Below are 11,541 nucleotides of genomic sequence, written 5' to 3' on the forward strand. Positions count from 1 at the left end.
GTGCATCTCCTCCATCAGCGCGGGCCGTTGCACGACCTGCCGGACGATCCCGCCGCGTACGACGCCGTCCTGGCGGGCGTCACCGAGACGGCCCTGGCCCGGATGACTCCCGAGGGCAGCCTCGAGAACCCGGCGGCCGGCGACGACATCGGCGACACCTCGCTCGGCATCACGTCCCTGCTCGCACTCGCCTGGCACCGCACCAAGGACCCGCGCCTGCCGGAGGCGGTGCGGCGAAGCCTCGCCTTCCACCTGCGCTCGCGGGTCTACACCGAGGACAACCCCGGCTATCCGAACCTGACGGCGCGCGACACCGGCCTGCCGTACGCCCGCTACGTACTGGAGGCGGGCGCGCATCCCATCGGCGACTGGCCGAGCACGGTGTGGGCGCTCCTCCAGGCGGTCAACGTCCTCGACGCGGCGGACGGCCTCGTCGAGGAGGAGCAGTACCGCGAACTCCTGCGCGTGGCCGGCGGATACTGGCGCTGGCTGACCGAGGCCACGGTCTTCAACCCGCAGGACGCCGCGAACCAGGCCATCGGCTGCGTGGTCGGCGGCCTGATGCTCGCCCGGCACCTCCCCTCCGAGGAGGGCGGGCCGGTGCGGCAGCGGGCCCTGCGCCTGTACGCCGACGAGATCCGCGCCCGCCGGGTACGGGACCGGGGCGCCCCGCTGCCGCCGGAGCACGGCGGCGCGTACGACAACAACTACGGGCCCATCTCCCTGTCGTTCCTCGCCCAGGCCCACCGGGTCAGCGGCGAGGAGGTCTTCGCCGAGGACGGTGAGACGCTGGCCCGCTACATCGACGCGCGCGTCTGCGGGAGTGGCTTCGACATCGGCGGGCCCCGCTACAGCGAGCAGCACTCCGCCTTCGAATCCGTCCTGGGACTTCGGTACTTCGGTCACCGGATCGGCGCCGACATCGGCCGCTACGCCGGGGACGCGCGGTGGGCCCGGCACGCGGTCGGGGCCGACGGAGGCGTGGACGGGCACTTCGCGTTCATGCTCGTCTGGCAGATCCAGGACACCACCGGCTGGCACCGCACCCAGAGCGCGGCGCCCGCCCGCCACCAACTGCGCTCCGGCACGGTCACGGTGTCGTTCGACGACCGGATGACTCCTGCCGTGATCGAGGCGGGCGGCACGGTGCTCATCGCGGCCGCCGTCAACCGGCAGCACGGCTTCGGCCCTGTGACGGACGGCTTCCTGCTGTGCCGCCCGATGGGCGCGGTGCGGGTCGCGGACCAGCGCGCCGGCGGGCTCGCGGCCAAGCTCGTGACCAAGCCTGTCGTCGGCCGGGACCACGTGCTGCGCCAGGTGCGGTCCCTGTACGTCACGGACGGCACGCGGCTGTGGACGACGGTGGTCGTCGAACGGCTGGACGGGGAGCGGTACCTGCTCGCCGGGATGCCGTACGTCACCGCGGACGGTGACCGGCTCCGCCGGGTGGGCGACTTCCCGCTCGTTGCGGCCGCCGGTGGGCTGCGCCTGACGCACCCCCCGCAGGACGAGCCGGACTCCTTCGACGCGCGGAGCGAACTCACCCAGCAGCAGGCCGCGTTCGCGCTCGCCGCCGACCCGCGCGGGTACGGCGACCCGGACGCCGGCTGGCGTCACGTACGGACGACGAGCGCCCTGGAGGCCGGACCCGCGCCGGACGCGCCGGAGGGGCTCGACGTCTTCGCCGTGCGCTACGGACCGGCGGACTCCGGACGGCTCGACCTGGTCTGCGAGCGGACCGAGGAGGGACTGGTCGTACGCACGGAGTCCTTCACCGCGGTGCTCGGCGAGGCCGACGAACACGGCGAACCGCGGCTCACGTTGACCACCGCGAGGACCTGACCTCCTGACTCCCGCGGGGACCTGACCTCCTCGGCGGATGTGCCCGAGCCCCCGGACGGCTTTCGCCGCCGGGGGCTCAGGCATGTCCCGTGGTCCTGTACGAGGCGGCTACAACGACACCGTCTCGCGGCCCGGTGACCCCTGCGGCACGCGCTCGCCGAGGTGCTCCGTCGGCACCTTGTGCGTCTCGCGTGCGGTGAGCGCGGCGATCACCGGCGGGACGCACAGCGCGGCCGTGAACAGGGCCACGGCCCCCCAGTCGTCCCCGTCGGGACCCGCGATCTGCGCGGCGAAGGTCACCGCGAACCCGGCGACCGCGAAGCCGATCTGCGTACCGATGGCCATGCCCGACAGGCGGACCCGGGTCGAGAACATCTCGCCGTAGAAGGACGGCCAGACCCCGTTCGCGGCGCTGTAGACGACACCGAAGGTGATGATGCCGAGGACCAGGACCAGCGGGTACGAGCCCGTGGAGATCGCCCACAGATAGGCGACCATCAGTACGCCACTGCCCGCGGCGCCGATCAGGAAGACGGGGCGGCGGCCGATGCGGTCGGACAGGGTGGCCCACAGCGGGATCGCCCCGAGGGCGACGAGGTTGGCGAGCGCGCCCACCCACAGCATCGACGTACGGTCCATGCCGACCGAGTCGCTGGTCGCGTACGACAGCGCCCACACCGTGAAGATCGTGCTGACCGAGGCGACGAGGGCGGCCGCGACCACTCGCAGGACGTCCGCCCAGTGGTCCTTCAGCAGCACGGCGAGGGGCATCTTCGCGACGCCCTCGGTGGCGGCCTGCTGGGTGAAGGTCGGGGTCTCCTCCAGGGTGCGGCGGATGACATAGCCGGCGACGGCGACCGCGATGCTCATCCAGAACGGGACCCGCCAGCCCCAGGAGAGCAGTTGGTCCTCGGGCAGCGCGGCGACCGGGATGAACACGAGCGTGGCGAGGAGCTGCCCGCCCTGGGTGCCGCTGAGCGTGAAGCTGGTGAAGAAGCCGCGTCGCCCGGGTGGCGCGTGTTCCAGTGACATCGAGTTCGCGCTGGCCTGCTCACCGGCGGCCGAGATGCCCTGCAGGACCCGGCAGATCACCAGCAGCACCGGGGCCAGCGTGCCGACCTGGTCACGGGTCGGCAGACAGCCGATGAGGAACGTCGACACGCCCATCAGGATCAGCGTGAAGACCATGATCTTCTTGCGGCCGACGCGGTCGCCGAAGTGCCCGAGGAAGAGCGCGCCGACCGGGCGGGCCGCGTACGCGACCCCGAACGTGGCCAGCGACAGGAGCGTCGCGGTGGCCGGGTCCGACTCGTCGAAGAAGACCTCCGGGAAGATCAGCGCGGCCGCGCTGCCGTAGATGAAGAAGTCGTAGTACTCCAGCGCGCTGCCGATCCAGGCGGCCGTCGCGGCTTTCTTCGGCTGACCGGGCGGCGCGTCGAGGGGCGCTGCGGGGACGGACACGGCGTGCTCCTTCGGGGGAACTCCGACGCAGGCGGAGTGAGCGGAGGGGAGAGGTGCCGGATCCCTGGGGTGTGGGACGGCCGCACCGGGGGCTACCCGGTTAATTAACCCACTGGGTAGTTAGTAGTGGCTGGCTACGGATGTTGCGCTCACGTTTCCCGGGTGTCAAGAGGTCCGGTCGAAGGATCTTGCGTGGAGGCGTGCCGGTGTCCGGGCTCCGTCTCAGCGCGTCGCGCGGTCCGCCGTCAGGTAGGCGATGACCATGTCGCCCAGCATGCTCCGGTAGTGCTCGCGCTGCGCCGGGTCGACCAGGTCGCGGCCGAACAGGGCCCCGAAGGTGTGCCGGTTGGCGACCCGGAAGAAGCAGAACGAGCTGATCATCGCGTGCAGGTCCACGGCGTCGACGTCAGCCGTGAACAGGCCCGACTCCCGCCCCGACTCCAGGATGCGGCGGATCACGTCCAGGGCGGGCGAGCCGATCCTGCCCAGCTCCTCCGAGGCGGCGATGTGCTCGGCCCCGTGGATGTTCTCGATGCTGACCAGGCGGATGAAGTCCGGGTGCGCCTCATGGTGGTCGAAGGTCAGCTCGGCCAGCCGCCGGATGGCCGCGACCGGGTCCAGGTGCTCGACGTCGAGCCCCTGCTCGGCCTCACGGATGACGCCGTACGCCCGCTCCAGTACGGCGGTGAACAGCCGTTCCTTGCCGCCGAAGTAGTAGTAGATCATCCGCTTCGTGGTCCGGGTGCGGGCGGCGATCTCGTCGACCCGGGCTCCGTCGTAGCCGGCCCGGGCGAACTCCTGGGTGGCGACGTCGAGGATCTCGGCCTTCGTGCGGGCGGCGTCACGGATGCGTCCGTTCGGCCGTGCCGGTTCTTCGACGCTGGTCATCGGGTTCCTTCGGGCGAGGGGCCAGTGCCGCGATTCTAGAAGCAGGCTCCCCCGTGCGGCCGCGGGTGTCCGGCGGGCCTTCCCGTCGTCCCGGGATGCTGGTATAGCTAACGTACTAGTTCGTACATTAGTGAGCCGCTCTGGAGGTCCGCCGTGGTCGCCGTGGTCAAGGACTCGTATCTCGTCGGGCTGATCGGCGCGGGCATCGGCCCGTCCCTCAGCCCGGCACTGCACGAGCGGGAGGCCGACCGGCAGGGCCTGCGCTACGTGTACCGGCGCATCGACATCGACACGCTCGGCGTCCCGCCCGAGGCGGTGGGAGACCTGGTGCGCGCCGCGCGCGACCTGGGCTTCGACGGGCTGAACATCACCCACCCCTGCAAACAACACGTCATCGGACACCTGGACGCGCTCGCCCCACAGGCCGAGGCGCTCGGCGCGGTGAACACCGTCCTCTTCGAGGACGGCCGCGCGACCGGGCACAACACGGACGTCACCGGGTTCGCGGCGTCCTTCGCCCGCGGACTGCCCGACGCTCCGCTGGAGCGGGTGGTGCAGTGGGGCGCCGGGGGAGCGGGCGCGGCCGTCGCGCACGCCGTGCTCACGCTCGGGGCGGGGCACATCACCGTCGTGGACGCGGTCCCGGACCGTGCGGCCACGCTCGCGGCCGGGCTGAACCGCCACTTCGGCGCGGGCCGCGCGACCGCCGCCACGCCGGACCGGCCGGCCGCGCTGCTCGACGGCGCGGACGGTGTCGTGCAGGCCACGCCCGTGGGGATGGCCGCCCACCCCGGACTGCCGTTCGCCGCCGGGCTGCTGCATCCCGGGCTGTGGGTCGCCGAGGTCGTCTACCGGCCCCTGGAGACCGAACTGCTGCGGGCCGCCCGGGCGGTGGGGTGCGCGACGCTCGACGGCGGGGGGATGGCCGTCTTCCAGGCCGCGGACGCGTTTCGGCTCTTCACGGGGAGGGAGCCGGACGGTGTGCGGATGCTGGCGGACATCGCCGAACTTACGGAGGTGGCCGGTGCGGCCGGTGCGGCCGGTGCCCGGAGCTGAGGGCGCCTCGGGGGTGGGGTGGCCTGTGTCGCCGGGCGGGTGCGGGTGCTTCGTGGCCGGTCGCGCAGTTCCCCGCGCCCCTTGGTGGGCCGGGGTTCCGCGGGGCGGCCTTGGTGGGCCGGGGGCCACGCGGGGCGGCCTTGGTGGGTCGGGGTTGCCGTGGGTTGTGAGGTGGGGGGCCTGAAGGGGGGTCCGTTTCTTGTCGTGCAGTGGAAGTGAAGGAGCAGCAACGTGCGTACGTCCATCGCCACCGTCTCTCTCAGCGGACCCCTCACCGAGAAGCTCACGGCCGCTGCGCGGGCCGGCTTCGACGGTGTGGAGATCTTCGAGAACGACCTGCTCGCCAGCCCTCTCAGCCCGGAGGAGGTCCGCGCACGCTGCGCCGACCTCGGGCTGAGCATCGATCTCTACCAGCCGATGCGTGACATCGAGGCCCTGCCCGCGGGCGAGTTCGCACGGGCCCTGCGCCGGGCCGAGCACAAGTTCCGGCTGATGGAGCGGCTCGGGGCCGACACCGTACTGGTGTGCTCCAGCGTGTCGCCGCTCGCCGAGGACGACGACGCGCTGGCCGCGTTCCAGCTGCGCCGACTCGCCGACCTGGCACAGGACTTCGGTGTCCGTGTCGCCTACGAGGCGCTGGCGTGGGGCCGGCACGTCAGCACGTACGACCACGCCTGGCGCATCGTCGAGGCCGCCGGTCATCCCGCGCTCGGCACCTGCCTGGACAGCTTCCACATCCTCGCCCGGGGCTCCGACCCCAAGGGCATCGAGGACATCCCCGGCGAGAAGATCTTCTTCCTCCAGCTGGCCGACGCCCCGCTGATGGCGATGGACGTACTGCAGTGGAGCCGCCACTACCGCTGCTTCCCGGGTCAGGGGGGCTTCGACGTCGCCGGGCTCGTCGGGCACGTGATCCGCGCCGGTTACCGGGGGCCGCTCTCGCTGGAGGTGTTCAACGACGTGTTCCGCCAGGCCGAGGCCGGTCCGACCGCCGTCGACGCCCTGCGTTCGCTCCTCGTGCTCCAGGAGAGCGTCGGGCTCAGCGCGCCGCCGGCGCCCGTCGTGCCGACCGGTGTCGCCTTCGCCGAACTGGTCACCCCCGACGTCGAACCGGTCTCGGAGATCCTCGAAGCGCTCGGCTTCGCCCGGACCGCCCGGCACCGCAGCAAGCCCGTCGACCTGTGGCAGCAGGGCGAGGCCCGGCTGCTGCTCAACACGGGCCCGGCCGCCCGGCGCGACGGGACCCGACTCGCCGCCGTCGGGCTGGAGTCGCCCGACCCGGCGGGCGCGGCCCGGCGCGCCGAGGCGTTGCTCGCCCCCGTCCTGCCACGCCGCCGCGCGCCCGAGGACGTGCCCCTGGACGCCGTCGCCGCGCCCGACGGCACCGAACTGTTCTTCTGCGCCACCGGCCGGCCCGGACTGCCCAGCTGGACGAGCGACTTCGAGCCCGTCGAACCCGTCGAGCCCGCCGGGCCGGTGGCACCGGCCACCGGCGGCGTGCACCGCATCGACCACCTCGCCCTCACCCAGCCCTGGCACCAGTTCGACGAGGCGGCCCTCTTCCACCGCAGCGTCCTCGGGCTCGACGCCCAGGAGAGCGTGGACGTCGCCGATCCCTACGGGCTCCTGCGCAGCCGTGCCGTCACCAACGCCGACGGCAGTGTCCGTATCGCCCTCGGCGTCGGCCCCGCACCGAGTGCGGACGAGGGCGGTCGCGCCCAGCACATCGCGCTGGCCACCGACGACCTCGTCACGGCGGCCCGCCGCTTCCGCGCCGCGGGCGGCCGGCTGCTCGACATCCCCGCCAACTACCACGACGACCTCGCGGCCAGGTACGAGTTCGCCGACGGCGAGCTGGAGGACCTGCGCGAACTCGGCATCCTCTACGACCGGGACGCGGGCGGCGCCTTCCGCCACTGCTACACGGAGACGATCGGCCGGGTCTTCTTCGAACTGGTCCAGCGCGACGCCGACTACCGCGGTTACGGCGCGCAGAACGCCCCGGTGCGGCTGGCCGCGCAGCACGTACGTCGGCCGGTGCACTGACTCCACACCGGGACGCCTCCTCTTACCCGATTCTCAACCTTCACCGGGCCGGGCCCTCTCCCACGGGCCCGGCCCGACGTCTTCCGGGTCACCCAACTCGGTTGTTTGGAGGGAAAGTTGGGGTTCGGGCGGGCTCGTGCACCAGGGTCCGTGGGCTCTCCTGCGGGCGGTCGCGCGCTATCACCGCTCATCGGTGGACCGCAAGCAAGTGGACATTACCCACGAGTTGACCTTGAAACCTCAATCACCACCGCTATCATCACTCCGTCTACGGAGCGACCGTCCCGCCGAGCGAGCACCGCGGCTGCACGGAATCGGCCACACCCCCCACTCACACCTGTCGCGGTCGGGCATGCCCGCACGCGCTTCGTGCAGGACGGAAAGCAGCGCAACCATGAGCAACAACAGGGGCAGAGGGCTCCAGTCCAATGTCCTCGGTATGTTCGACACGGTGGTGATGGCGGTCGCGGGCAGCGCCCCCGCGTACTCGCTGGCCGCGACCACCGCGGTTCTCGTCGGGGCGGTCGGCCTGGCCAGCCCCGCGGCGCTCCTCTACTGCGCGATACCCATGCTGGGCATCGCGCTGGCGTTCAGCTACCTCAGCCGAATAGACACCAACGCGGGAGCCAGCTACTCCTGGGTCGGCCGCACGCTCCACCCGTTCCTCGGATTCATCAGCGGCTGGGCCCTGGTGATCTCCGCGACGATCTTCATGGTCGCCGGTTCGCTGCCCGCCGGTTCGATGACGCTCTCCCTCTTCGACGAGGGGCTCGCCGACAACACGGCGCTGTCCACGGTCGTCGGCGCGGGCTGGTTCCTGCTCATGCTGTTCGTCGTGCTCGGCGGCGCCCGGCTCACCGTCCGCGCGCAGCTCATCATGTCCGGCGTCGAACTCGCCATCCTGGCCCTCTTCGCGATCGGCGCACTGCTGCACGCCGACAGCGCCCGGCCCTTCGACTGGTCGTGGCTCGGCTTCAGCCACTTCGACGGGATGAGCGGCTTCGCCTCCGGCGCCCTCATCGCCGCCTTCTACTACTGGGGCTGGGACGTCACGTCCAACCTCAGCGAGGAGACCAAGGACAGCCGCCGCACCACCGGCCTCGCGGGGCTGATCGGCGTGGGCATCGTCTTCCTCCTCTTCGAGGTCTTCACCATCGCGGTGAACGTCATCCTCACCTCGCAGCAGATCCAGGAGAACGACGCCAACGTCCTGGCGGTGCTCGGCGAGGAGATCTGGCCGGGCTGGGGCGGCAAGCTGCTGATCGTCGCCGTGATGCTGTCCACCATCGCCACCCTGGAGACCACGCTCATCCAGGTCACCCGGTCGCTGTTCGCGATGGGACGCGACCGGACGATGCCCAGCGCCCTGGGGAAGGTGCATCCCCGCTGGAACACCCCGTGGGTCGCGATCGTCGTGGTCGGCGCCGTGGCACTCGGGATGTTCGTGGCCTCCAACGCACTCGGCTCGGTCGGCGACATCCTCGCCGACGCCATCGCCGCGATCGGTCTGCAGATCGCCGTGTACTACGGACTGGCCGGTCTCGCGGTGGTCGTCGCCTACCGCAAGATGCTGCTGAAGTCCCCGTCCAACTTCTTCTTCGGCGGGCTGTGGCCGTTCCTCGGCGCCCTGTTCATGTTCTGGATCTTCGTCGAATCGCTGGGCGACCTGAGCAGCGCGTCGATCACCATCGGCATCGGCGGCCTGGCCGTCGGCCTGATCCCCATGCTCTGGTACTGGCGGCAGGGCAGTGACTACTACCGGCCGGCGAAACTGGACGCCAGCCATGTCGTCGAGACGGACTACATTCCCGACGACCACGACGCCGCGGCGAACGAGCGGTCCCGCGTCCACGAGGGTCTCCCCACCGACTTCTGAGAGGGGCCCCGATGGCGCGAGACCGTTTCACCCCCGACTTCGACCCCGACTGCGGCGACGCGCCCCTCACCTCGGCCAAGCAGGACATCGTCATCGGCCGCTGGCAGGGTCTGCGGCAGCTGCTGCGGACCACCGGGCCCGCCTGGCCGGCGCGGGGCCACCGGATGAGGCTGCTCGCACAGGCCTGTGCGAGCACCTCGACGGCCGAGTCCTGGCTGGCCGCCGAGCCCCGCAGCGCCGACGCGCTGATGCTGCGGGCCGCGACGGAGACGGCCCGGGCCTTCAACCTGGCCATCGCCGCGGGCCGAGGCGTGCCCATCGACCAGAACCGCATCGACGGCGCGGTCATGGCCTGCCTCCAGGCCGCCGACGCCTACCTCGACGACCCCACACCGTGGATCTCCCTCATCGCCGTCGCGCGGCTCTACCCCGGCGGGGTGCGCCGGCAGGAACTGGGCCGCTGGTGGGACGAGTTGCACGCGCGCGACCCGTACAGCGTCGAGGGGCACCTCCAGGTGCTGCACTACTACTCGGCGCGCTGGCACGGTACGCACGGCATCATGTACGACTTCGCCCGGGACGCGGCGGGAGTGGCGCCGCCGGGGTGCGCGCTGCCCGTCCTGGTGCAGTTCGCCCGGGTGGAGGAGTACCGCTACATCCAGGAAGGGGCGAAGGGCCAGCGGGGCGCGGTCGTCGGCATCGGCCAGCACTGGAACCACGACGGAGCGGTCAACGACGTCCGGCGTACCTGGCAGCGCTGGATCACGGCACGTCCCGAAGGACCCGTCGAACCCGGAGAGGTGCAGCACCTGAACCACCTGGCCCACGCCGCGGGTCACGCCGCGGTGCCGGACATCACCGCCTCACTGTTCCGGCTGCTCGACCGTCGCTTCACCCGGACACCCTGGTCCTACACGGGTGACCCGGAGAAGCAGATCGTCAAGTGGCGCAACAACCCGAAGTACCGCGCGTGAAACGCCGGAGGGGCCGATCATTCGGCCCCTCCGGAGTTCGCGCGGTGCGGGGGCGCGGGCCCCGGGACTACCGTGGCGGAAGGGAGTTCCACTCCGCGATCACGGGTCGGCCGTGCTCCAGGGAGAGACGGCTCACCGTGCCCGTCTCCAGCCGGAACAGCCGTCCGTCCCCGGCGGGCAGACCCAGCCGCCGGGCGGTCAGCACCCGCAGGAAATGACCGTGCGCGACCAGGAGGACGTCCCCGTCGTCCAGGGCCTCCTCCGCGCGGGCCAGTACGCGGTCGGCGCGCTCACCCACCTCGGCCGGCGATTCGCCGGGGTGCCCCTCGTCGCCGGGCGGCACCCCGTCGGTGAACAGGTACCAGTCGGGGCGGGTGCGGTGGATGTCGACCGTGGTGACACCTTCGTACGCCCCGTAGTCCCACTCGTGCAGATCGGGGTCGGACACCGCCCCGGTCACCCCGGCCAGCTCGGCCGTCCGTATCGCACGGGCGAGCCGGCTGGTGAGTACGAGGGCGAACCGCCGCCCGGTGAAGAGCGGGACGAGGGACTTGGCCTGTTCCTCGCCGTGCTGGGTGAGGGGCAGGTCGGTCCAGCTGGTGTGCCGTCCCGACCTGCTCCACTCGGTCTCGCCGTGGCGGACGAGGAGGAGATCGCCCATGACTCCTACTTCGCGGACTCGACGGCGTGGCCGCCGAACTGGTTGCGCAGGGCCGCGACCATCTTCATCTGTGGTGAGTCGTCCTGGCGGGACGCGAACCGTGCGAAGAGCGAGGCGGTGATCGCGGGCAGCGGCACGGCGTTGTCGATGGCCGCCTCGACCGTCCAGCGGCCTTCGCCGGAGTCCTGCGCGTACCCGCGCAGCTTCTCCAGGTGCTCGTCCTCGTCCAGGGCGTTGACCGCGAGGTCGAGCAGCCAGGAACGGATGACGGTGCCCTCCTGCCAGGAACGGAAGACCTCGCGCACGTCGGTGACGGAGTCGACGGCCTGCAGGAGCTCCCAGCCCTCGGCGTAGGCCTGCATCATCGCGTACTCGATGCCGTTGTGGACCATCTTGGAGAAGTGGCCGGCGCCCACCTTGCCCGCGTGGACGAAGCCCGCCTCGCCCTCCGGCTTGAGGGCGTCGAAGACGGGCTGGACGCGGGCGATGTGTTCGGCGTCGCCGCCGACCATCAGGGCGTAGCCGTTCTCCAGGCCCCACACACCGCCCGAGACGCCCGCGTCCACGAAGCCGATGCCCTTCGCCGCCAGTTCCCCGGCGTGCTTCTCGTCGTCCGTCCAGCGGGAGTTCCCGCCGTCCACGACCACGTCACCGGGCTGAAGGAGCTCGGCCAGCTCATCGATGGTGGACTGGGTCGCGGCACCCGCCGGAACCATCACCCACACCACCCGCGGCCC

At 71.6% G+C, this 11,541-nt stretch carries 9 protein-coding genes; 5 read left to right on the top strand and 4 right to left on the bottom strand.

Going from position 1 to position 11,541, the window contains the following annotated elements; all coding sequences use genetic code 11:
* Positions 1-1,842: a hypothetical protein gene (locus KUF83_RS19370; RefSeq protein ID WP_217455989.1), complete on the top strand. Its 1,842-nt coding sequence runs from the start codon at positions 1-3 to the stop codon at positions 1,840-1,842.
* 108 nt (positions 1,843-1,950) lie between these two features.
* On the opposite strand, the gene KUF83_RS19375 is transcribed toward KUF83_RS19370, so the two are convergent.
* Complete coding sequence (locus KUF83_RS19375; protein ID WP_217455990.1) at positions 1,951-3,303, bottom strand: MFS transporter; 1,353 nt, start codon at positions 3,301-3,303, stop codon at positions 1,951-1,953.
* Between the two features lie 222 nt (positions 3,304-3,525).
* Positions 3,526-4,191 carry a TetR/AcrR family transcriptional regulator gene (locus tag KUF83_RS19380; protein WP_217455991.1) on the bottom strand — a complete coding sequence of 222 codons (666 nt, stop codon included), beginning with the start codon at positions 4,189-4,191 and terminating at the stop codon, positions 3,526-3,528.
* A gap of 162 nt (positions 4,192-4,353) precedes the next feature.
* Between KUF83_RS19380 and KUF83_RS19385 the strand changes: the two genes are divergently transcribed.
* The 4 genes from KUF83_RS19385 (at position 4,354) to KUF83_RS19400 (ending at position 10,143) form a co-directional block, all read left to right on the top strand.
* Positions 4,354-5,247: a shikimate dehydrogenase gene (locus KUF83_RS19385; RefSeq protein WP_217456000.1), complete on the top strand. Its 894-nt coding sequence runs from the start codon at positions 4,354-4,356 to the stop codon at positions 5,245-5,247.
* 231 nt (positions 5,248-5,478) lie between these two features.
* Positions 5,479-7,293 (top strand): bifunctional sugar phosphate isomerase/epimerase/4-hydroxyphenylpyruvate dioxygenase family protein, encoded by a 1,815-nt coding sequence (locus KUF83_RS19390; protein WP_217455992.1) that lies wholly within the window; start codon positions 5,479-5,481, stop codon positions 7,291-7,293.
* A gap of 394 nt (positions 7,294-7,687) precedes the next feature.
* Entirely contained in the window at positions 7,688-9,169 is a 1,482-nt protein-coding gene (locus KUF83_RS19395; protein ID WP_217455993.1) for an APC family permease, read from the top strand.
* Between the two features lie 11 nt (positions 9,170-9,180).
* Positions 9,181-10,143, top strand: a complete 963-nt coding sequence (locus KUF83_RS19400) for a hypothetical protein (RefSeq protein WP_217455994.1) — start codon at positions 9,181-9,183, stop codon at positions 10,141-10,143.
* Positions 10,144-10,210: 67 nt separating this feature from the next.
* Here the strand turns inward: KUF83_RS19400 and KUF83_RS19405 are convergent, their stop codons facing one another.
* Together KUF83_RS19405 and gnd are read right to left on the bottom strand one after the other, a co-directional pair.
* On the bottom strand, positions 10,211-10,804 hold the full coding sequence (locus tag KUF83_RS19405) for a histidine phosphatase family protein (protein WP_217455995.1): 594 nt from the start codon (positions 10,802-10,804) through the stop codon (positions 10,211-10,213).
* 5 nt (positions 10,805-10,809) lie between these two features.
* Positions 10,810-11,541 (bottom strand): phosphogluconate dehydrogenase (NAD(+)-dependent, decarboxylating) (gene gnd, locus KUF83_RS19410; RefSeq protein ID WP_217455996.1); only part of this gene is annotated, 732 nt, incomplete at its 5' end.

Origin of the sequence: Streptomyces sp. BV286 (assembly GCF_019090165.1) — a bacterium.
Classification (GTDB): Bacteria; Actinomycetota; Actinomycetes; order Streptomycetales; family Streptomycetaceae; genus Streptomyces.

Coding starts and splice junctions, on each gene's coding strand:
- KUF83_RS19400 (WP_217455994.1), top strand. CDS start 9,181: ATGGCGCGAGACCGTTTCACCCCCGACTTCGACCCCGACTGCGGCGAC.
- KUF83_RS19395 (WP_217455993.1), top strand. CDS start 7,688: ATGAGCAACAACAGGGGCAGAGGGCTCCAGTCCAATGTCCTCGGTATG.
- KUF83_RS19380 (WP_217455991.1), bottom strand. CDS start 4,191: ATGACCAGCGTCGAAGAACCGGCACGGCCGAACGGACGCATCCGTGAC.
- KUF83_RS19405 (WP_217455995.1), bottom strand. CDS start 10,804: ATGGGCGATCTCCTCCTCGTCCGCCACGGCGAGACCGAGTGGAGCAGG.